The sequence below is a fragment of the Bacteroidales bacterium genome, from assembly GCA_016707785.1.
Lineage (GTDB): Bacteria > Bacteroidota > Bacteroidia > Bacteroidales > UBA4417 > UBA4417.
Map to the genome: position 1 here is coordinate 158114 of JADJGZ010000012.1, position 21563 is coordinate 179676.

A 21563-nucleotide genomic window follows, 5' to 3' on the forward strand; every position below is an offset into this window, starting at 1 on the left:
TAATCATGGCAAGCTTTACAGATTTAGGAATTATTTGTTGATTATTACTTTACTGCGGGATAAGTAGTTGTTTGAACCTTTAATCAGCAGCAAATAGGCCCCTGTTTCCAGGGAGGCTGTTATAATGGATTGCCCATTACAAATTTTCCCGTTCAGAATATGCTTCCCTGCCATGTCAAATAAGGCATAATTGAGACTTCCAGCTGGTAAGCCTGAGAGTGTGATTTTATCTTTAGCAGGATTGGGAGATATTGTAATCGATGGATTCACTTCATTTATAGGAGGAATTCCAAGATTAACCATTGAAAGAGCCAATTTCCAGATTCCATTTCCTTTAGTTCCGACATATAGAGTATCGGCTAAAATTTCAATAGAAGTTGTGTGTGTATTTTTTAGCCCGAAGTTGATTGGATTCCAGCTATTCCCCAGGTCGTTTGTGCAGAAAACTCCTTTATCGGTGGCAGCATACATATTGGAACCTGATGCCACAAAATCTTCTATTATTGAAAAATTTACCCTTGATCCGTTGTTGGTGAGGGTCCATTGGTTTCCATTATCTGTACTGACATAAACACCTCCATCAGAAGCCATTACAAACATGGCCCCATCACAGGCTGAGAGATTGGAAATAGTACTTCCCGCAGGCAGGCCTGAATTTGCTAAGACCCAACCAGTATTGCCATCATATTTGAGAACGCCTGCTTCATCTGAATCAATGGTCGCAAAGGGAGTATTGTTATGCACAATCAGTCCTGAGAAAAAATGAAACTGGTACGCTGCCCCCAGGCTCATATCCGTCCAGGTAAGGCCGGCATCATCTGTAGAATACATAAACTCATCTTCATAAGCATAAAGCCTGCCATTAGAGCTAACCAAAGCATAGCCATTACCACTTTCAAATGGAACCGGATTCAGAAGGTCAAGCCATGTAACTCCATTATCGGGACTATAGGTGATAAAATTCAAATATGTAGGCATTGCCAGGGTGTCATGGTAAACTGAAAGGAAGATAGAATCACCCATTGTGACCGCTGACATAAAAAAGTCTTTGAACACATTAGGGGAAATATCACTCCAGCTTATTCCATTATTTGAATAATATACCTTATCCCTGTCATTGGTAACAAGACCAGCCGAAGTGGCAGCAATGGAACTAATTGATGAACAAACCAATCCACCAGAATTGTTTATCCATTGGTTTCCCTGGTAAGAGAATACCCCGTCGGATTGAGTACCGCAAACCAGGGTAGTGTCAAAGAATGCGATAGTATTTACATGAAGATCTGTAAGGCCTGTATTTATTTGATCCCAAACAATTCCACCATTCAGAGTGCAAAAGATCCCATTGGAAACCGTAGTGAAATAAAACTGCATACTGGTACCCATAAAGGAAGTAATTGCTGAAGGAGCTGTATACACTGGATTCCATTCAGTTCCATGATTATAACTATTATAAAGTTCGTTCCCAATTGCCAGGTAAAGGATACCATCTATTTCTTTTATGAAAGCTCTATCCCATAGTAGATCAGCGGCTTTTATGATCTCCCAGTGATCAAGAGCCAGTGTATTTCTGAATACTCCAAATTCGGTACCTGCATATATATAAGTATCTGTGACTTCAATAGTGTGTACGCTTTTTTGATTCAGCATATTAGAGTACAATCCCTCATTGTCCTGAGTCCAGGTTACGCCATAATCGGTTGATTTTAAAAATCCAAGGGAAAGGCTACCGGCAAACAAGGTTGTGCCTGAATGGGCCAGGGCTTTTACTTGCTCTGGATTTAAATCAACTGCCGGGACATCAGGATTTGATAAATCCAATCGTTTAATACCATAATCCGCTCCAAAAGAATAGTTATAGGGAACACTTATAAATAAACTATCGCCTATAATTGTATAGCTTTCGAAAGGTAATGCTGAATTCAGTTTCCAATCGGTAGAAAGTACTGTTGCGCTAAAGAATCCACAGGAGGTCCCTGCCATTAAAACTGAATCGTATTGAAATATTGATGAAACATTAACCGGCCCGCCGGGGCCTATGGATCCAGTCCATTGTGAGTAGCTGCTTTTGAACATCAGGAGCAGAAGAAAAGTGATAATAACTGAGTTTTTCATATAAAGGGTATAAAATTAGATTATAGATATTAAATGGTTACATATAAGACACTTATTAAGGCAAATACCCTGACAGCATTAGAAATAAAAAAAACCGGAACAGAGATTGTCCCGGTTTGTATATGGGTAGAATGAAACTTTAATCTTCAAGTATGGCTTTTACTCCCGGCAGTTCTTTCCCTTCGATGGATTCAAGCATGGCACCACCTCCTGTTGAGACATAACTAACCTGGTCGGCGAGTTTAAATTTATTGATTGCTGCTACTGAATCTCCGCCGCCAACAAGTGAAAATGCTCCATTGGCTGTAGCGGCAGCAACTGCTTTGGCTACTTCCTTGGTACCTTTCTGGAAATTGCATAATTCAAATACACCCATCGGACCATTCCAAAGAATAGTGCGACTGTTATTCAGAACATGAGTGATCATCTGGATGCTTTCCGGTCCAATATCCAATCCCATCCATCCGTCAGGAATTTCATTGGAATTAACCAGCTTTTTTTCAGCATCATCAGCGAAAGCGTTTGCTGCTATGGCATCAACAGGAATCACAATATTAACACCCAGGTCGGCAGCGCCATCCAGAATATTTTTTGCGAGTTCAATAAAGTCGGGTTCAACCAGTGATCCACCAATATTACCACCTTGAGCCTTGATAAAGGTAAACATCATTCCACCGCCGATAATCAGGTTATCCACCTTGCTCATGAGGTGATTGATGATCTCTATTTTGCTGGAAACCTTGGCACCGCCTAACACAGCGGTAAACGGACGTTTGTTGTCTTCAAGAACCTTCTTGATAGCAGTTACTTCATCACGCATGAGGTATCCAAACATCTTGTCTTTTGGGAAAAACTTTGCTATTAATGCAGTAGAAGCATGTGCCCTGTGAGCTGTGCCAAATGCATCATTTACGTAACAATCAGCAAGTGCAGCAAGTTTTTTTGTGAATTCTTTCTGCGATTCCTTTACCCTGGCTTTAGCTTCCTTTTTCTCCTCTTCAGTAACTGTATCAGGGAGACGAGGCTTTCCTTCTTCTTCTTCATAAAAACGAAGATTTTCGAGCAGCATAACTTCTCCGGGTTTCAATGCGGAGGAAAGATCCACAGCACTTTGACCTATACAATCATCAGCGAATTTCACCTCTTTACCAAGTTTCTCACTCAGATAAGGAAGGATATGCCTCAGGCTTAACTTTGCAGAAGGACCTTTCGGCCGGCCAAGATGCGACATCAGTATCACAGAGCCGCCAGAAGCAAGAATTTTATTGATGGTATTTACAGCGGCATCTATTCGGGTTGTATCAGTAATCTTGAAATTTTCGTCCAGGGGAACATTAAAATCTACGCGAACAATCGCTCTCTTCCCTGTAAAGTCATAATTATCAACAGTTTTCATATAGGTAGAATTAATCTGAAATTTTGAGCAAAAGTAATAAAAACATTTGTCAGCACTTTATTAAATCTATGGTTGTTTATGACTGCCTTTGGAGTATTTTTGAATATCCAGAAACCCCTTTTATGAAATCTTTCAACGGATCATTAACTTCAAAATTACCCCATACCGGAACTTCCATTTTTGCTGTGATGTCGGGGTTGGCGAATGAAACAGGCGCAATAAATCTTTCCCAGGGATTCCCAAACTTTCCGGTCTCAGAAGAGTTGATTGAGCTTGTTTACAAGTATATGAGAAACGGGATGAATCAGTATGCTCCGATGCAGGGAGTATTGGCGTTGAGAGAGGCTATATCCAAGAAGGTAAAGAGTACCTATAATATTTTGTATGATCCAATAACAGAGATTAATATTACAGCAGGTGCTACCCAGGCAATATTTGGTGTAATATCTTCCATGATCTTTCCAGGCACTGAAGTTATTGTGATAGAACCGGCATATGACAGCTATGCTCCGGCAGTGGAATTAAATGGTGGAACCGTTCGTTATTCTGCTTTGATGGTTCCAGGATATAAGATCAACTGGGCAGAAATCAGGAGTCTTATTAATTCAAGGACCAGGCTGATCATCATCAATTCACCACATAATCCTACTGGCGCCATTCTTAGCCCGGCAGATCTCCAGGAATTGGAGAAAATTACCAAAGGGACAGATATTGTTATCATGAGTGATGAAGTTTATGAGCATCTCATCTTTGATGGTAACAGGCATGAAAGTGTTTGCTGGTACCCTGAATTGGCTTCCAGGAGCTTCGTCATCGGTTCTTTCGGGAAGACCTTTCATACTACGGGATGGAAAACAGGTTACGTTATGGCTCCGGCTAACCTGATGGCAGAATTCAGAAAATCTCACCAGTTTATCGTTTTTGCCGGGAATACTCCTATGCAATATGCTATGGCTGAATACCTTGAAAATGAGCAGCATTACCTTGACCTGCCCGCGTTTTACCAACAGAAAAGGGATTACTTTGTTAAGTTGATTGAAGGAAGCAGGTTTAAAGTAATTCCTTCACTGGGGACTTACTTCCAATTATTGGATTATAGTGCCCTCTCCGAGGAAAATGAACTGGATTTTGCAATCCGGATGACTAAAGAATTTGGAGTGGCTTCAGTCCCGGTCTCACCATTTTACCATCAAAAACAGGATAACCATGTACTTCGGTTCTGTTTCGCCAAAACTGAAGAAACGCTTGAAAGAGCTGCGGAAATTTTGTGCAAAATTTGATTACGTATTGGTAATCAGATAAATAAAAGGTCTCTGGGTTTGGTGAATGATCCGTTAAATAGAAGAAGCGATTAGTTGCCCGTCATTGAAATTCTCATGATTTCTTACACAAGGTAAATGGATGCCTGATAATGAATTCTGCCATAAAACGAAATCTAATCTAACATGCAAAACCTTATTGTTACTATTATCCAGCCGGATCTGGCCTGGGAAGACAAAGGTGCTAACCTGGCCAAATTTGAAGGTTTTTTCCAAACTATAATTGGGAAACAAGATCTGGTGGTATTACCGGAAATGTTCAATACTGGTTTTGTTATGAATCCAAAAGCAATAGCAGAGCCTATGGAGGGCCCGACAATGCAATGGATGGCAAACTATGCAGGGGCAACAGGTTCGGTAATAACAGGTAGTTTGGTTATTAATGAGAAAGATCATTTTTATAACCGGCTAATCTGGATGACTCCGGATGGGAATTACTCTTATTATGACAAACGGCATCTTTTCAGGTTCGGGAATGAACATCTTGAGTTTTCCAATGGCCAAAAACGACTGGTTACAGAAATCAATGGATGGAAAATTTGTCCCCTGGTATGTTATGACCTGAGGTTTCCTGTTTGGAGTAAAAACACTTTCCAGCATGGGAAATATGAGTATGATATACTGATTTATGTGGCCAACTGGCCTGCCAGGAGAAGTTATGCCTATCGTCAGTTGTTGATTGCAAGGGCTATAGAAAACCAGTCTTATGTAATCGGGGTGAATAGAGTAGGAGTTGATGGAAAGGGTACGATGCATCAGGGCGATTCAGTAATTATCGATTTCAAAGGTAATCCCCTCATCGATATCTCAACAGATGTTGAGGATATGAAAACACTGATGCTTGATTATGATCAGATTGAAGAATTCAGGGATGGTTTTACCGTGGGTATGGATTGGGATGATTTTGAAATCAGATAAATGTTTGAGAATAGTTCATCTATGTCTTTTGATAATAATACCTTATCGTTTTCGAAAAAAATTATTCAAACTTTATTCAATAAGTATTCAGGCAATCAATAAGTTTGCCGAAAATTTTTTTCATTCCTGCAGTGCCGGTATATGTTGTTTTTACTTCATTTTAAATAGGGTTTTCCTGTTATACCAGTAAGAGGCACTTAATAATTTAGGATCACTTATTACATGACCTCTGCCACACCTTCATATCGTAAAATCTGGGACATAGGCTGGCCCATAATGATCAGTCTGTTTGCCCAGAACATTGTTGGGGTTACAGATACAGCTTTTCTGGGCAGGGTAGGGGAAGTGGAACTTGGGGGCTCTGCCATTGGAGGACTTTTCTATATCATCCTTTTTATGGTAGGATATGGTTTTACTACGGGTGTTCAAATACTCATTGCCAGGAGGTATGGGGAGAAAAACTTCCTTGAGATCGGAAGGATCTTCGATAATAGCTTCTATTTCCTGGTAATTTCATCGCTTATCGTAACGTTAGGAGTTTATTTCTTCGGACATGGTTTGTTAAAACTGATGGTTGCTTCCGATGCAATATTTAATGCATCATCTACCTATCTGAAATACAGGATATTTGGCTTATTCTTTGCAACGGCAGGACTTCTTTTTCGCTCTTTCTATACCGGGATTACTTTCACTCGTTTCCTGAGTATCAGTTCGATTATTATGGCTGTGGTGAATGTAATTCTTGATTACCTGTTGATTTTTGGCAAAGGCGGGTTTCCCCAAATGGGAATTGCGGGCGCAGCTATAGCCTCAGCAATCGCTGAAGCAGTTGCCCTGGTTTTTCTTGTGATAATAACTATCCGGTATCGGGAAATACACCGATACAAAATATTCCGGTGGATCAGGCCTGATTGGTCCATCATCAGGAGTACTTTAGGAGTCTCCTTTTTTGTGATGATTCAGTATGTCCTCTCCCTGAGTATTTGGTTTTTCTTTTTTCTTATCATTGAAAAAATGGGAGAGCGCCCCCTGGCCATTTCCAATATTGCCCGTTCGGTATATATGTTTCTGATGATCCCGGGATGGGCATTTTGCTCGGTAACAAATACCCTCGTCAGTAACGCGCTTGGTGAAGGGAAGCCTGAACAGGTTTTGCCAATTACCTATAAAATCATGAGGTTCAGTGCCATTATTCTCTTTGCAGTAATACTTATTGCTGCCTTTTTCCCCAACCAGATACTCGGAATATATACTGCAGACCAAAGCCTTGTTGATGCAAGCTTCAGGACTTTTTATGTAATACTTTCAGCTTTGTTCCTTTTCTCCCTGATGAGTATTCTTTTCAATGCTGTGTTGGGAACAGCAAATACAAAGATCACCCTACTGATAGAGATTGTTACCCTTGTATTTTATATTTGCTATACCTGGTTTGTTTCCAATATATTACATCTTGCTATCGAGTGGGTGTGGACCAGTGAATGGATTTATGCATCACTTCTGGGAATATTTTCCTACACCTATTTAAGGCTGGGGAACTGGAGAAAGAAGCAGATATGATGCGAATGTTTTTACACATTCTCTTTTAAAAGATTCACACGAACCTTCAGCATTCTTTGATGTTCTTCTTCGCTGCTGTTGGGGTCTTTCATTTCCTTAAAAAGCTTGCAAGGCAGTTCAGAACAATTCCCGCAACTCTTGAAACCTTTCTTGTTTACAGAACAATCAAAAAGTGGACAGGTTTGATTTGGCATCATCTCCTTAGCCCAGAAAGTCTGGCCTTGAACTACATAACAGCCATTGCATTGTTTTCCGAAAAACTCGCACTCATCACAGCGTAAACCGCAAGCAGATAAGATCATAGCTAGAATTATTAAAATTAGATTATTATTTTGGAGATCAATCAAAGGTACAAATCCGTTATAGAATAGGCTTATCCTGCTCGAATAAATTTTAAATCCCAATAAAGAAATCTGTTTACATTTGTGTTCAACACTAAGATGATTATGCCGGAATTATCTGTCGTTATTATAACCCTTAATGAGGAAAAGCAAATTGCACATTGCATTGATTCTGTGCAAGGGGTTGCGGATGAGATCCTGGTGCTTGATTCCTTCAGTACCGATCGTACAGAAGCTATTTGCAGGGAAAAAGGCGTGAATTTTGTTCAGCATGCATTTGATGGGTACATTGAACAGAAAAACAGGGCTTTATCTCTCGCGCGTTTTGATTTTGTCCTTTCTCTTGATGCTGATGAAGCTCTGTCGGATGAATTGAGGATTTCCATAGCGGAGGTAAAGAAACAGCCACTTGTGAAAGGGTATTCGATGAACCGGCTGAATAATTATTGTGGTAAATGGATCAGGCATTGTGGCTGGTACCCGGATAAGAAGCTTAGACTTGTAGACAGGAACCATGCAAGGTGGGAAGGAACAAATCCTCATGATGAACTCAAATTGCAGAGTGGACAGATCATTCATTTGAAAGGAGATTTGCTGCATTATTCCTATCATTCCATCAAAGGTCATGTGGCACAGGCCAATCATTTTACCGATATTTCGGCGCAGGCAATGTTTGAAAAAGGTTTAAAAGCTCCCATCTGGAGATTGTTAGTCAATCCCACCCTGATGTTTCTTAAAAGCTATGTGCTAAAACAAGGATACCTGGATGGTTTTTATGGATTTACAATCAGTCTGATCTCAGCACACGCCACATTCCTGAAATATGCCAAACTGAAGCAGCTTTGGATGATGAATGCTGCAAAAAGCAGGAGTTGATATTCTTGTTACCGGAGGCTCGGATTTTAAAGAAGTTAATCCAGGGCCACTATCATCATTGCTATGAATAAATTGAAATAAGACAGTAAATTGTATCTTTACTGCCTGGGCAAATAAAATCTAATTGATGTCGACAGAATGGTTTGTAATTGTTAATCCCAATGCAGGAAAGCGAAAGGGACAACATGATTGGCTGACGATAGCACGTTTACTTGGAGAAGCCGGAATAGAATTCATAAACATTTTCACCGAGCATAGGGATCATGCCATGTTGCTCGCCAGGAAATATATAGAAAAAGGTTTCAGGAATATTATTGTTGTGGGAGGTGACGGCACACTGAATGAAGTTGTGAATGGCATCTTCACCCAAAAACATATCAGTCCTTCCGAAGTAACCCTTGCTATGATTCCTGTGGGTACGGGCAATGACTGGTGCAGGATGTATAAGATACCGTCCGACTATAAAGAAGCCATTAGCATCATCGCAAAGGCAAATATTTTCCTACAGGATGCAGGAATGGTTAAGTATTATTCAAGCCTGGGCCAGGAGAAAACCCGTTATTTCCTTAATATGGCCGGGATGGGATTTGATGCACTGGTTGCAAAAAAAACCAACAGGCAAAAGGATAAAGGCAAAGGGGGCCCATTATCCTACTTTGTTAATATTTTTTCCAGCCTTTTCTATTATAAGGCGACCAAAACTACAGTGGTTCTGGATAATGAATCGGTTACACAGGAAGTCTTTAGTATGTCGGTGGGAATTTGCCAGTACAATGGTGGTGGAATGAAGCAGGCTCCTGATGCTAAATCGGATGATGGATTATTTGACCTGACAATTATCAGGAATATCGGGAAGTTTAAAGTGATCAGAAATGTCGTTAAACTCTTTGATGGCTCATTTACCCGTTTGCCGGAAGTGAGTACTTTCAGATCCTCCCATATTATTATAAAGTCTATTTTCCCAATGTACCTCGAAGTAGATGGTGAATCATTAGGGCATACTCCTTTTGAGTTTACGATAATTCCCCAAACACTCCGCATTATTACCGGAGAATAAGTCTCATAAAGTGGGTTTAACAACTATTTAACTATTGACAGTTACTTTTAAGTGTCAGATTGATATACTTTTGTACGATAGCAAATTATGAGATCAACCCGGCAATATAAATTTGTAGAAAGAATTACGGCAATCTTTTTGTCCGTAGTTTTTCTGGTTGCTGCTACAGGGTTTTCTTATTCCACTCATTATTGTCATGGTGATCTCACAGATGTTTTTATATACCCGGGGTTAACCCAATCCAGTCCTTCCTGTGGGTGTGCAATTGAGCAGATGAACAGCAGTCAGCAAGAGAGCCATTCAGGCATTAGCAAATCAACCTGCTGTAAGAATTTACACTATTTTCAAAAGATACAGGTACTTGCTTTTGAAAAAGTGAATAAGGTTATTGGCTTATCAATTCATTCCATTTTACCGGTTTTGCTGCCGGGACTATTACCTGTTTCATTGGCTGTTGATGATGATAGTCTTTTTTCGTATCACAAGGACCGGGTGCCTCCATTAGGCATCTCCAGGGTGATTATGCATCATCAACTTCGAATCCCTTCCCCTTTAAGCGATTGTTAATTACTCTGGCAATAATTGTTGCCGGATAATTTATGAATTGGAAATCAATGTTTTAGACGTTGATAATCACTGGTTTACATCCAATCACTTAAATTTACTTCAATGAAAACAATATATACTGCCATCCTCCTGGTAATAGTGGGATATCTCCTTCAACCAGGGAAAAACGCAGAAGCGCAAAATATTAAAGGTCAGGTCTATGAGAAAGATGATCATGGCCATAAAAACCCTCTCCCAGGTGTAAATGTGTTCTGGTTAAAAACAACCCAGGGAACTACTACGAATCCAAATGGTGAATTTACTATCTCAGCAAAGAACATCAATGAAAGGCAGCTTGTTTTTAGCTTTTTAGGATACCTGACAGACACTGTTTCAGCAGGTTCAAAATTCCTGGAAGTAGAAATGATGCATGAAGACATCATGTTAAAAACAGTGGAAGTAGAAGGCAAAATCGGAAGCTCATTTATTTCCTCTGTAGACCCGAGAAAAGTACAGGTTGTGACTTCCAAGGAACTCCGAAAGGCCGCGTGCTGTAATCTCGCAGAAAGTTTCGAAACCAATGCCTCGGTGGATGTGATGTATTCCGATGCTCTTACCGGTGCTAAGCAAATCCAGATGCTTGGATTATCAGGAGTATATAGCCAGGTTTTGAGCGAAAATGTGCCTCTCGTGCGCGGACTTGCCAGCTCATTTGGTTTGGGCTATATTCCCGGATCCTGGATGGAATCCATATTGATCTCTAAGGGTGCGTCTTCAGTTGTCAATGGCTTTGAATCTACTACCGGACAAATTATGGTGGAGTTCAAGAAGCCTGCTAATACAGAAAAATTCTTCCTGAACCTTTTCGGTAACAGTAATGCCCGGATGGAAGCCAATGCACATAGTGCCTATAAATTGGGAGACAGGACCAGTACCGCTGTTTTCGGACATTTCAGCAGTTTCAAAAATGCCTTCGACAGGAATAATGATCTGATCATGGATATTCCGGAGAATACCACCTATAATTTCATGAACCGCTGGGATTATACGATTCCCGACAGATTCACTTCCCATCTCGGAATAAAATTCTTTGATGAAAATAGGGTCGGGGGATTCATGAATTTTGTCCCTGGTGAGTATTCAAAAGATACGGTCGGTATCAATAATGGGACAAAAACCTATGGGATACAGATGCATACACGTCGTGTTGAAGGTTTTCTCAAAAATGGGATTATGTTTCCGGAGCACGCTGATCGCTCGGTAGCCCTGATCCTTTCCGGGATATATCATACACAGGATGATATGCTTGGTTTAAACGAATATGACGCCAGCCAGAAAAGTTTCTATGCAAACCTGCTCTACCAGGATAAGCTCTTCAATGAACATCATAAGTTCATCAGTGGTTTTAGCCTGATGTATGATAATTACATGGAACGTTATAAGAGAAGGGATTTCACCTATCTGTATGAAGTAGCAGGAGGGGACCTGGATCAAAATCCGGACAGCTTATTCACAATTTTCAGCTTCCATGATACGCTTTATAATCGCGACAGAAATGAGATAGTTCCCGGTGCATTCTTTGAATACACCCTGCACCTGTTTGAGAAATTCACATTAATTGCCGGGTTAAGAGCCGATCATCATTCAAAGTATGGTTTATTTTATACACCAAGAATGCATATACGCTATGCTTTACCCTCGGGCACAATTCTTCGGGCGTCTGCAGGAAAGGGGTACCGGACAGCTAATGTTCTCTCAGAGAATTATTCCATCATGGCGAGTCAGAGAGTCTTAAACTTCAGTGATCAACTCAACCAGGAGAATGCCTGGAATTTTGGTTTGAATCTTACCCAGGATATCCATCTTTTCGGCAGAGAAGCACAAATAGATGCAGAAGCCTATCGGACCTCCTTTGTAAACCAGGTAATTGTGGATTTGGATAGCCTGCCTTCTGCAGTGTTTGTCTATAACCTCAATGGTAAATCCTATTCCAACATTTTCCAGTTCCAGCTTACTTTTGAACCCATTAAGAACTTAACATTGCTGACTGCCATAAGGTTTAATGACGTTCGGATTACAGAAAACGGCAAACTTCGTGAGAAGGCCATGAGCAATAAGTACAAAGGACTGTTCAATGCTTCCTATGCGACAAAATTTGAAAAATGGAAATTCGATCTCACTTTGCAATTGAATGGGAAAGCAAGAATACCGGATACGCAGAAAATGCCACTGGCTTTGCAGAGAAGTCCTTATTCACCGGTATATGTGCAACTCCTGGCCCAGGTAACAAGGAAATTCAAATATTTCGAAGTTTATTTGGGTGGGGAAAACCTTACCAACTTTACTCAGAAAGATCCTGTAACTGAATACTGGCGGCCTTATCATACTCATTTCGATACCTCCATGGTATGGGGACCCATTGTGGGGGCAACAGTTTATGCCGGATTACGCTATTCCATCAAATAATCAAAAATACATTATTGGGATTTTATCCTAATAAATACTAAGTTTGTATTACGTTACTTAAATACTTGAATAATGAAGATTTTAAGCAAATACTCCTCCCTGGTTTTTATCCTGTTCATCTCTTGTATGATTCTTCTACAGGCATGCAAGAAGGAAGAAAACACTGACAATACAGGCACTGATAAACTTGAATTTGTCAGCCTGGCTGTTGAAAAAGACACCATCACAATTCAGGATCTCACCAGGATTACTGCAACGGTTAATGGAAAGAACCTGAATTATTCATGGTCATGCGACAATGAACTTGGAATCATTGAAGGCTCCGGGGCTGAAATTCTATTCACAATCTGTCATGCAGGGAAATTTAAAATCACATGCAAAGTAGCAGATGGCAGCAATAATGAAATCTCCAAGGATGCCTATGTTACTTCCATTGAATAAGTTTCTTTCACCGGGCTTGTTGTTTGTTTTCCTGATCATTTGTGGAAGTGACCTTTGGGCACAATGTTGTTCCACGGGGAATCCTGTAGGTGCATCCACCAATGTTGGAATCCTGGATAAAAGCAGTGCCAGGGTAACCGGTTTTTTCAGGAATAGTTATTCTGAAATCTACTACGAAGGAAGTAAACCTTCGGAAGATACCCAGGATATGGCAAATAATGCCCATTATAGTTTTAGTGGAATTTCTGTGGAATACGGTGTTTCTCACAGGATCACGGCTCAACTGGATATGGGTTATTTTTTCAACAAGATTGTTGACTTCAGAAATGAACTACTTACCGATCACAATGGTCAGGGTTTATCGAATGGTTTGGCAATGCTGAAATACGGCCTCTATATCAATCCTTCCAAGAAATTTGAAGTAACCACAGGTTTAGGATTAAAATTTCCTTTTGGAATGGAGCCTAAGAAGGCATCGAATGGGACCCTGCTTCAATTGGATGCCAGGCCTTCTACAAATGCTTTTGGGTTAACAGGGACTGTTTTAATCAGTAAGGAGTTCCCTGATTTGCATATCAGGACCTTTTTACTGAACCGGTATGAGTATAACTTTTCGAATAAAAATGATTACATGTCGGGGCAATTGTTATTAAATTCCCTGTTCGTTTCAAGGCGGATAGTACCGCGTTTATTTGGTATCATTCAGCTTCGCAACGAGTTACATGGCAAGGATATACAAAAAGGTGAAGAGGAAGTAAATACCGGTTATCATTTACTGGTTTTTACTCCCCAGTTATCCTATTCAATAGGGGGATTATGGAACCTTTCATTTCTTTATGATATTCCTGTTTTCAAGAACTATCAAGGGAAGCAGCTTACACCCCAGTACTCATTCGCATTCAGCTTGGCAAGAGAGTTCAAAATATGACCTTTTCTTCCTGAAAGGGCCCGAAATAGTATAAATCAAAGCAACGTTTTGTCCAAAATTCCCGGTATTCAGGGAAAGACAAAACGTTGCTTATGCTTTAATACTGTTAATTGTTTTAATAAAGCGCCAGGAATGTGAATTACCTGATCAGCTTTATCAGGTTAACAACCTTATCAGTCTGCATGAAATCGGGGTTCTTGCGAATGGCATCCTTATGATCTGCTTCCGAATGCAGATTCCAAACCGCCACCCTAAGGTTATTATTATGAGCAGTTTCTACCTGGGTCTTAGTTATATCGCTATTGGCAATTGTAATTCCAAATAAATTTAACTTCTGTGCAATTTCCAGTCCTTCTTCGAAAGAGGGGGGATAAATAAATAACTGATAATCGGGTTTTTGAGTTTTCATAAGGGATAGAAAATCAGCACTTTGCGACTCAATACAAACATTCTTTATGAGGTGATATCGTTCTATTGCCCGAATCAGGGAATTAGCATAAGAAATCGTATAGGCATTTAGATCGCCTTCCGTATAGAGTTTGCAGTCGATGGTGAATTTGAACTGATGAAGATTCTCAATGTGTGAAAAAAGCTGATCCAGGGATATGATATGATAATTGAGATAAGGCCATTGATTGTAAACGGCAGACTTCAGCTCTTCCCAGGTTTTGGAATGGATCATTCCTTCCTGGTTGGTGTTTACCGAAAGATTCTGATCATGAAAAAGTACCAGTACACTGTCTTTTGTCATTTGTAAGTCAAACTCTGACCCATCCATACCCAGTGAGAGGCATTTTGAGATCGATTCAAAGCTGTTCATCGGGTAAGCATTTCCAATACCCATCCCTGCATGTCCCAGTGCTGTGATGGCATTATTATTCAGGTTGATGACGCTGTATTCTTCCTTTTCGCAGGAGAGAATAAACAGCAATGTTAAGATGCATAATGTTTTCAGTTTCATCATAACCTGTTAAAATGCGTACCCGACAGAGATCCCTGCCCAGTTTCTGAATCTGACATTTTGTTCTATGTAAGGCGTATAGGCCAACCGGAAGAAAACTCCTCCCGATTGTTTTTGATACCGGTATCCAACCAGGAAATTTGTATGTCGTTCTGCAGTCCTGATTGGCTTGAAATCATTGGGACTTGCTTGAATAATCGATGTGAATGTTTGGCCGATTCCCATTTCCAGTTTATGATCATTGCCAAGACAGGCATTGATGGCTATAGGAAACAGTAAATCCGGATTGATTGAATTCGTGAAATCCCTCAAATGAAACGTACTGAATCCAGCTCTCACAGAAATGGCCAGGTGTTGGCGAATGAAAACAAACCTTTCATAGTTGATGGAACCATATCCCCCCATTCCACCAGCTTCCAGGTAAATCATGTTTTGCTTTATTTTCATGGGGTCGTTTTGAGAATAAGCTGACCAGTTGACAAACAGGTACAACATGATGAACACACATATAAACCTTGTCCTGGGAAAACGGTTTTTCATGGTGGAGAAATTCAGGAGATGACAAATTCAACCAGGTGATGTTTGCAGATGAAACCATTTTTTTCCAGGGTTTTTTGAGAGGCTAAATTTTCACTGGCGCATCCGCAAATAGGTTTCCAATTGTTCTTAATACACTCTTCTTTTAAATGTGAAATGATTTGAGTGGCAATACCCTGTTTCCTGAATTCGGGATGGACCCACATCCCAATATCGTAATAAGGCCAATCCGCATGGATCCTGATTAGAAATCCGCATCCAATTAATAGGTCTTTCATTTTGTACATTAACAGGTTCCTGCCTTCAATAAAGGTCTCCAGTTCTTCTGGAGATTCATATAGCCCATCCTGTTGACTAAGAAGGTAATCATAGTCAGATTTTTCAGCAAAACTAATGCCCACTCCAGTCATTGGATATGCAGAGGCTGGTATGAGATCCCTGAACAGATTTCCTACCAATTTATAAGAAATGGAATATGATAAACAGCATTTGAGCAGCAGAGAGTCAAATGACTTGCATAATACCCTGGAAATCTTGAATTTATTGGTAATAAGCATGAAAAAAGTTCCGATTTCCGGAATATATTTTTCTCTAAGGAAGAATTCTATCATGGTGTTATCTTTTGTTATGATAAAATATCCACATAAGGCCCCGTCTTCTTCAAGCAAATAAAAAGCTGATTCTTTCATCATTAACTCCAGGTATAACTCCTGGAATTCTGCCAATGAGTGAAAGTATTCTTTTCGAAAGGATGCAATTTCTGAGAAAGTAGCTTTTATTATTTTAGTCATAAAAATACACTGACAATACTTACAAACTTAGCAATAAATTATTCAGAATAAGGCTCCACTGACTTCTAAGAGTTCAGGCTGTTCAAAAGTTACTTTCAGCACATTTTGCCATAAACTATAATTGAAGTTGTTACCTATATTCTAAAGTCTTTGCAGATAGTTTTACCCCTAACTAATCCCATCCATTTCTCATGAAAAAATCAAATTTAATTCTGGCATTTCTGTTCTTTTCAGGAAGCATCCTTGTGAATGCCCAATCAGGCGGTCAAATTAGTATCAGTGATCCGGTTGAATACAACGACTATATTGTTGATTCGCAAAACAGTATTGGCCAGAAACTGCTGGAACTACTTGCTGTTGTCAATGATTTGGAATCGACCCATGATGAGGCAAAAGCTTCTTTACAGCTGCTCAATAATACCATCGATATATCAATCGAAAGCCTGGAAAATTTGAAAACATTAGAGCCTGACTTTGGGATGAAGCAAACGGCTATCGAGCTGTTCCTTTTTTACCAAAAGACGATGCGTACAACTTATGTGCTGATGGTTGATGAGATTTATTCTGCAGAACCAAATGTAGAATTACTCGACAAATACATGGCTGAGATTACTGAAGAAGAAAGTAAGGTTGATAATGCTTTCCAGAGTTCACAGGAGCAGTTTGCAGTGAAACACAATATCAGTCTTGAAAAAAACAGTATTCAGGATCAGTTGGATAACCAATCAGAATAATACCAGCTTGAAAAGGCTATGTCAGGTTTTTCCAGTTAAGTAAGGTCGCTATTAGCACTATCAAGGACAAAAAAACAACCCTAAGGTCTATGGTATTCAGGTATATGAATCCTGGAATCAAAGCAATTGTTGTTGCAATAAATAGATAGATCGACCACTTGCTGAGTTTCCACATGCCAATTGCTGAAATAAAGTATCCCAGGGCGATGATCAAAGCGTAAAAGAATAAGAATCCTTTTCTCAGCGATGGGTCAAACAGATGGTAACATTCAGTAATTACGAATAGTATAACCATGATAGATAAGAGTCTCATGCTGCTCTTCGTGGATCTGTTCGAAAATGATATAATTTTCATAGCAATAGTTTTTGGGGTTTAAATTGCATATTATATTGTAATTATATAATAATGAGGTATTTAATTTATGAAAGCATTATAAAATCATATTTCCGTTTCAATTGCACAACGTTCTTATTAGTAGAAAGAGTTTTTATATATGCAGAAAAACACAAATATTATGTATAATTGCCACAACTTTCTAAATTTATTTAAATAGTTAACTTGTTTATAGGAAAGCCAAAAACTTTTCGACTAAAAACAGCTTTCTTTCAAATAGATTTGAGTTTAGTATTAATTGGAATAAAAGAGGATTTATTTGACTAATTTACACTGTTATTCCTTTAGTGAAGAATCAAAACTGAATTTTTAATCAATTCCCAAAACACAGAATGAAAAAGAAATCAAATGCCCAGGCTGGCATGAGCAAATTTTGGATGGTGATAATGATGATAATATTGCTGCCTGCATCCTATTTAACAGCACAAAATGTATTGGTTACTTTTAGGGTAAACATGTCTGAAGCGTATCCAACAAATGGTGTATATATTGGATCCGATTGGGCTGGTTGGAGCCTTGAAAAGTTTCAACAATTGACAGATGCAAATAATGACAGTGTCTTTGAATTAACGATATATCTTCAAGCAGGGAATTCATATAATTACAGGTATACAAGGAGTAAAACCAATTGGAATAATTTTGAATCACTGGCAGGAACTCTTTGTGGATTTGGTCCCAATCATGAAGATAGAAACATTATTGTTCCCCAATCTAATACAGTATTAGATATCGTTTGTTTTGATGATTGTCTGGATTGTGGTTCTCATCAAAGCACAGATCTGAACTTAAGTGTGGATATGACAGGTTTGACAGTCTCTCCCAATGGAGTGCATGTTACAGGTTCCTTTAACAACTGGATTACAGATTCTTTGCAGTTAACAGATGCGGATAACGATAAAATTTATGAAATTTCAGTCTCAGTTCTCCCTAAATTGGATTATGAGTATAAGTTTCTGAATGGAAATACATTAGAGGATGCCGAGGTGGTTTTTGGAACCTGTGAATTTCGGTCAAACAGAAGGATTAGCCTGGGTGAAGAATCATTAACAGTGCCGGTTGTTAAATTTGGAAGCTGCAATGAATCAGGCAGCCCGATTTCAGATATTAAAATTGCCTGCATTGGAAACAGCATTACTGAAGGAGGTGCAGGTAATTATATGAATAGTTGGCCAATTCAATTGAGGGATATGCTGGGGAATGGATATTATACTGAAAATTTGGGAGTAGCTGGTACAACAATGTCAAAAGCCGGGGATTCTCCATGGTGGAATGAGCCACAGTATGATTATACATTTAGTCTGAATCCGGATATTGTTCTTATAAAACTTGGGACCAATGATTCGAAAGCATCGAATTGGAAACCGGCAAATTTTATGACTGATTATATTGAATTGATTCAAGAACTGCGTGCACTGCCTTCAAATCCAACCATATATATGGTTACACCGGCTAAAGCATATTCTTCAGCATGGGGAATAAATGATAATACCATTGTTTCTCAGGTGATCCCTTATATCCACCTGATTGCTTTTGAAAATGCAGTGAATGTTATTGATATGTATAATGCTACTTCTATGATGTCTTCTAATTTTCCAGACGGTATCCATCCTAATGCAGAAGGTGCAAAAGTGATAGCTCAAAAAGCTAAACAAAATCTAATAAATGCAAAACCAATGATTACTCAAGTTGATATAACATCTGATTCAACAGAAAATCCTTTATATCATTGGTATTATAATGATACCCCAATTGATGGATCGAATTTTCGTTCAATCAATGTTTCTGAAAGTGGGAAGTATAAGGTTTCTGTAAAAATGTCAAATGTATCCAGTGATATTTATGTATCAGATCCATTTGATGTGGTATTGCCTCAGGGTACGGCTACTGTGGGACTTACGGTAGATTATGATGTTGTAAATAAGGTAAATAATACCTACGGATTGCAGAATATCTTGATATATCCTAACCCGGCTTCTTCAACAATAAAAATTGAAAATGCATCAAATACAGATGTTACAATGTTTAATGATTTGGGAACTATCGTTCTGACTCAAAGGAAGATCAATGGTGATCAGACCATTAACTTACCAGGTCTCAAAAATGGAGTCTACTTTATCAGGCTAACGAAAGAAAATTCTTCTGTAACACAGCGTATTGTTGTACTTAAAGACTGATGATTCAACTTAATCTGCAATATTGAAGGGAAGAATTTGGCTTGAATTCTTCGGGAAATAGTTTTTTTAGATAATCACTTAATCATTAAAGTACTTTTTTATTAATGAATGCAGATCGCCTTTATTGATAGGTTTAGTGATATAATCATTACAGCCTGCATCGATTGCTTTTTCCTGGTCGCCGGATAATCCAAAGGCTGTCTGTGCAATAATGACAACCCTCTTGTTAAATTGCCGGATTCGGCGGGTTGCTTCGTAGCCGTTCAATCCGGGCATTTGAATATCCATGAGTATTAGATCAAGGTCAGGGTTATTGCGGCACATCGCAATGGCTTCGGTACCTGTACCTGCTTTTAGTATTTGTTTCCCAATTTCATCCAGTTCAATTCTTAATAAAATTTCAGAAGCTTCATCATCTTCCACAATCAATATTTTCAACCCGGGAACTTCGCCACTGCTTCTTTTTTCAATCCTGCGGTTAGATGCTTCCTTTTCAACATTTGTGTTCTCCCGGCCTTTAAATGGTATTGTAAAGTAAAAGGCAGTGCCTTTGCCTTCTTCACTTTCAACCCAGATTTTTCCACCAAGCATTTCAACATAAGCCTTCGAAATCGATAAACCCAATCCTGCTCCCTGTCTTGCCATTTTATCAGCTATATCAGCCTGAATAAAGCGTTCAAAGATGGCTTCCTGCCTGTCTTTTGGAATTCCGATCCCGGTGTCTTTCACATAAAATTCTATAAAACCTCCTTTTCTGAAACACCCGAATTCTATGGTTCCTTCTTCGGTGTATTTAATAGCATTTTTTACCAAATTGGTTAGAATGGCGTATGTTTTCTCACGATCAGTATAAATGAGGGTATCACTAACAGGCAGATAATTTGTGAAAATGAACCTGATTCCTTTGGCTTCCAGTTCTGGCTTGAAGAATGAATAGGTGTATTCCATCTGATCATTGAGATCAGTTTCCACAAGGTCAATCTTCATTAATCCCGCTTCTATCTTTGAAATATCGACAATATCATTAATAATATTGAGCATACGTGCTCCGCTTTTTTCAATGATATCGATATACATTTGTTGCTGATTACCTGTAAGACCTGGTTTTTTGAGTAAATCAGAAAACCCCAGTATGCCATTCATTGGAGTGCGGATTTCGTGACTCATATTAGCCAGGAAAGCTGTTTTAAGCCGATCACTTTCTTCTGCTTTTTCTTTGGCCCTTAGCAATTCATTGGTTCGTTCTTCTATGGTTTTCTCCAGGTTCTTATTGATATCCACGATATGTTGTTTTTCGCTGTCGAGTTCATAATTCAGAAAGAAATTATGACGGGCATAATACTCTATGTTATAAGCAGCAAACATTCCGATAATATTGGAACTGATGAAGAAGAAATTAGTGTTAATAACAATTATATCAGGCGCATGTGAATAAAATATCACTCCCAGGTTATAAAAAATCAGAATAATCCAACCTGCAAGAGTAGCATAAAAGAAACGTAATTTGATAAAAAAATAGCCTGCTGAAAATATCAGCATCATCCCTGCATAATAGGCATAGTTTTCTGGTACAAGCATAACCATAATACTAATGCCGGATCCTCCTGCAATAAGGCTCACAAATAACAGCTGTTGCCAGATTTGCCTGAATATTTTGGTAAATGAGAGGAAAAAGACAATCGTCAGGAGTGGGACTACAAAGATGTACCTGATAATATGAAATAGTCTTGCGTACTCCGGAAACATTAGTGAATCAAGGAATCCAAAAATTCCATAGAGAAAGGTTACGAGTACAAACGAGATTCTGACCTGGAAAAGTGATTCATAAAAATATGTTTTCAGGAACAGCTTTTCCTCCTTTTCAGGAAAAGCCAATGTTATTTTATTGAATATCATTTTTGTAGCTGTAATAATTTGTAAAAGTAAGCATACTGCGGCCTGTTTCTGCTTGCTTGCATATTGAAAAATCTCGAACCTCTTCAGATCCGGTTCCGGAAAGAACGGAATACGAA

At 39.1% G+C, this 21563-nt stretch carries 19 protein-coding genes; 11 read left to right on the top strand and 8 right to left on the bottom strand.

Annotated features, from left to right (window positions below; genetic code table 11):
* Positions 1 to 30: 30 nt before the first annotated feature.
* Together IPH84_08575 and IPH84_08580 are read right to left on the bottom strand one after the other, a co-directional pair.
* Positions 31 to 2115: a T9SS type A sorting domain-containing protein gene (locus tag IPH84_08575; protein MBK7173275.1), complete on the bottom strand. Its 2085-nt coding sequence runs from the start codon at positions 2113 to 2115 to the stop codon at positions 31 to 33.
* A gap of 139 nt (positions 2116 to 2254) precedes the next feature.
* Positions 2255 to 3511, bottom strand: a complete 1257-nt coding sequence (locus IPH84_08580) for a phosphoglycerate kinase (protein MBK7173276.1) — start codon at positions 3509 to 3511, stop codon at positions 2255 to 2257.
* 122 nt (positions 3512 to 3633) lie between these two features.
* Between IPH84_08580 and IPH84_08585 the strand changes: the two genes are divergently transcribed.
* The 3 genes from IPH84_08585 to IPH84_08595 all read left to right on the top strand — a co-directional run bounded on the left by IPH84_08585 (position 3634) and on the right by IPH84_08595 (position 7305).
* Complete coding sequence (locus IPH84_08585; GenBank protein MBK7173277.1) at positions 3634 to 4791, top strand: aminotransferase class I/II-fold pyridoxal phosphate-dependent enzyme; 1158 nt, start codon at positions 3634 to 3636, stop codon at positions 4789 to 4791.
* 165 nt (positions 4792 to 4956) lie between these two features.
* A complete protein-coding gene (locus tag IPH84_08590) occupies positions 4957 to 5748 on the top strand; it encodes a nitrilase family protein (protein ID MBK7173278.1) in 792 nt (263 codons plus the stop codon).
* Between the two features lie 222 nt (positions 5749 to 5970).
* Complete coding sequence (locus tag IPH84_08595) at positions 5971 to 7305, top strand: MATE family efflux transporter (protein ID MBK7173279.1); 1335 nt, start codon at positions 5971 to 5973, stop codon at positions 7303 to 7305.
* An 11-nt stretch (positions 7306 to 7316) separates the two neighbouring features.
* Here IPH84_08595 and IPH84_08600 read toward each other — a convergent pair whose 3' ends face one another.
* Positions 7317 to 7607, bottom strand: a complete 291-nt coding sequence (locus IPH84_08600; GenBank protein MBK7173280.1) for a DUF3795 domain-containing protein — start codon at positions 7605 to 7607, stop codon at positions 7317 to 7319.
* A 144-nt stretch (positions 7608 to 7751) separates the two neighbouring features.
* Here IPH84_08600 and IPH84_08605 point away from each other — a divergent pair, with 144 nt between their 5' ends.
* From IPH84_08605 to IPH84_08630, 6 genes are all read left to right on the top strand, one after another.
* Positions 7752 to 8522 carry a glycosyltransferase family 2 protein gene (locus IPH84_08605; GenBank protein ID MBK7173281.1) on the top strand — a complete coding sequence of 257 codons (771 nt, stop codon included), beginning with the start codon at positions 7752 to 7754 and terminating at the stop codon, positions 8520 to 8522.
* Positions 8523 to 8649: 127 nt separating this feature from the next.
* The gene (locus IPH84_08610; GenBank protein MBK7173282.1) at positions 8650 to 9579 is read left to right on the top strand and encodes a diacylglycerol kinase family lipid kinase; all 930 of its coding nucleotides are present in this window, start codon (positions 8650 to 8652) and stop codon (positions 9577 to 9579) included.
* Positions 9580 to 9717: 138 nt separating this feature from the next.
* The gene (locus IPH84_08615) at positions 9718 to 10146 is read left to right on the top strand and encodes a hypothetical protein (GenBank protein MBK7173283.1); all 429 of its coding nucleotides are present in this window, start codon (positions 9718 to 9720) and stop codon (positions 10144 to 10146) included.
* A 102-nt stretch (positions 10147 to 10248) separates the two neighbouring features.
* Positions 10249 to 12591 (top strand): TonB-dependent receptor, encoded by a 2343-nt coding sequence (locus IPH84_08620; protein MBK7173284.1) that lies wholly within the window; start codon positions 10249 to 10251, stop codon positions 12589 to 12591.
* A 72-nt stretch (positions 12592 to 12663) separates the two neighbouring features.
* On the top strand, positions 12664 to 13032 hold the full coding sequence (locus IPH84_08625) for a hypothetical protein (GenBank protein MBK7173285.1): 369 nt from the start codon (positions 12664 to 12666) through the stop codon (positions 13030 to 13032).
* The gene (locus IPH84_08630; protein ID MBK7173286.1) at positions 13013 to 13960 is read left to right on the top strand and encodes a hypothetical protein; all 948 of its coding nucleotides are present in this window, start codon (positions 13013 to 13015) and stop codon (positions 13958 to 13960) included. The genes IPH84_08625 and IPH84_08630 overlap by 20 nt, the downstream gene beginning before the upstream one ends.
* Positions 13961 to 14099: 139 nt before the next feature.
* Here the strand turns inward: IPH84_08630 and IPH84_08635 are convergent, their stop codons facing one another.
* Genes IPH84_08635 through IPH84_08645 form a run of 3 tightly spaced genes read right to left on the bottom strand, consistent with a single transcriptional unit; the run spans position 14100 to position 16249 of the window.
* A complete protein-coding gene (locus IPH84_08635; protein MBK7173287.1) occupies positions 14100 to 14921 on the bottom strand; it encodes a hypothetical protein in 822 nt (273 codons plus the stop codon).
* Positions 14922 to 14930: 9 nt separating this feature from the next.
* Positions 14931 to 15461 carry a hypothetical protein gene (locus IPH84_08640; GenBank protein MBK7173288.1) on the bottom strand — a complete coding sequence of 177 codons (531 nt, stop codon included), beginning with the start codon at positions 15459 to 15461 and terminating at the stop codon, positions 14931 to 14933.
* Positions 15462 to 15472: 11 nt separating this feature from the next.
* Entirely contained in the window at positions 15473 to 16249 is a 777-nt protein-coding gene (locus IPH84_08645) for a GNAT family N-acetyltransferase (GenBank protein ID MBK7173289.1), read from the bottom strand.
* 191 nt (positions 16250 to 16440) lie between these two features.
* Here IPH84_08645 and IPH84_08650 point away from each other — a divergent pair, with 191 nt between their 5' ends.
* Positions 16441 to 16983, top strand: coding sequence for a hypothetical protein (locus IPH84_08650; protein ID MBK7173290.1), 543 nt, complete (start codon positions 16441 to 16443; stop codon positions 16981 to 16983).
* 16 nt (positions 16984 to 16999) lie between these two features.
* Here IPH84_08650 and IPH84_08655 read toward each other — a convergent pair whose 3' ends face one another.
* Positions 17000 to 17296 (bottom strand): hypothetical protein, encoded by a 297-nt coding sequence (locus IPH84_08655; GenBank protein MBK7173291.1) that lies wholly within the window; start codon positions 17294 to 17296, stop codon positions 17000 to 17002.
* A gap of 413 nt (positions 17297 to 17709) precedes the next feature.
* Between IPH84_08655 and IPH84_08660 the strand changes: the two genes are divergently transcribed.
* Positions 17710 to 19551 carry a T9SS type A sorting domain-containing protein gene (locus tag IPH84_08660; GenBank protein MBK7173292.1) on the top strand — a complete coding sequence of 614 codons (1842 nt, stop codon included), beginning with the start codon at positions 17710 to 17712 and terminating at the stop codon, positions 19549 to 19551.
* Positions 19552 to 19629: 78 nt separating this feature from the next.
* Here the strand turns inward: IPH84_08660 and IPH84_08665 are convergent, their stop codons facing one another.
* Positions 19630 to 21135 (bottom strand): response regulator, encoded by a 1506-nt coding sequence (locus tag IPH84_08665; GenBank protein ID MBK7173293.1) that lies wholly within the window; start codon positions 21133 to 21135, stop codon positions 19630 to 19632.
* Positions 21136 to 21563: the final 428 nt, after the last annotated feature.

Excerpts from the sequence above, each read along its gene's own strand:
- IPH84_08575 (MBK7173275.1), bottom strand. The coding sequence starts at position 2,115 with ATGAAAAACTCAGTTATTATCACTTTTCTTCTGCTCCTGATGTTCAAA.
- IPH84_08580 (MBK7173276.1), bottom strand. The coding sequence starts at position 3,511 with ATGAAAACTGTTGATAATTATGACTTTACAGGGAAGAGAGCGATTGTT.
- IPH84_08585 (MBK7173277.1), top strand. The coding sequence starts at position 3,634 with ATGAAATCTTTCAACGGATCATTAACTTCAAAATTACCCCATACCGGA.
- IPH84_08590 (MBK7173278.1), top strand. The coding sequence starts at position 4,957 with ATGCAAAACCTTATTGTTACTATTATCCAGCCGGATCTGGCCTGGGAA.
- IPH84_08595 (MBK7173279.1), top strand. The coding sequence starts at position 5,971 with ATGACCTCTGCCACACCTTCATATCGTAAAATCTGGGACATAGGCTGG.
- IPH84_08600 (MBK7173280.1), bottom strand. The coding sequence starts at position 7,607 with ATGATCTTATCTGCTTGCGGTTTACGCTGTGATGAGTGCGAGTTTTTC.
- IPH84_08605 (MBK7173281.1), top strand. The coding sequence starts at position 7,752 with ATGCCGGAATTATCTGTCGTTATTATAACCCTTAATGAGGAAAAGCAA.
- IPH84_08610 (MBK7173282.1), top strand. The coding sequence starts at position 8,650 with ATGTCGACAGAATGGTTTGTAATTGTTAATCCCAATGCAGGAAAGCGA.
- IPH84_08620 (MBK7173284.1), top strand. The coding sequence starts at position 10,249 with ATGAAAACAATATATACTGCCATCCTCCTGGTAATAGTGGGATATCTC.
- IPH84_08625 (MBK7173285.1), top strand. The coding sequence starts at position 12,664 with ATGAAGATTTTAAGCAAATACTCCTCCCTGGTTTTTATCCTGTTCATC.
- IPH84_08630 (MBK7173286.1), top strand. The coding sequence starts at position 13,013 with ATGTTACTTCCATTGAATAAGTTTCTTTCACCGGGCTTGTTGTTTGTT.
- IPH84_08635 (MBK7173287.1), bottom strand. The coding sequence starts at position 14,921 with ATGAAACTGAAAACATTATGCATCTTAACATTGCTGTTTATTCTCTCC.
- IPH84_08640 (MBK7173288.1), bottom strand. The coding sequence starts at position 15,461 with ATGAAAAACCGTTTTCCCAGGACAAGGTTTATATGTGTGTTCATCATG.
- IPH84_08645 (MBK7173289.1), bottom strand. The coding sequence starts at position 16,249 with ATGACTAAAATAATAAAAGCTACTTTCTCAGAAATTGCATCCTTTCGA.
- IPH84_08650 (MBK7173290.1), top strand. The coding sequence starts at position 16,441 with ATGAAAAAATCAAATTTAATTCTGGCATTTCTGTTCTTTTCAGGAAGC.
- IPH84_08655 (MBK7173291.1), bottom strand. The coding sequence starts at position 17,296 with ATGAGACTCTTATCTATCATGGTTATACTATTCGTAATTACTGAATGT.
- IPH84_08660 (MBK7173292.1), top strand. The coding sequence starts at position 17,710 with ATGAAAAAGAAATCAAATGCCCAGGCTGGCATGAGCAAATTTTGGATG.
- IPH84_08665 (MBK7173293.1), bottom strand. The coding sequence starts at position 21,135 with ATGGTTATGCTTGTACCAGAAAACTATGCCTATTATGCAGGGATGATG.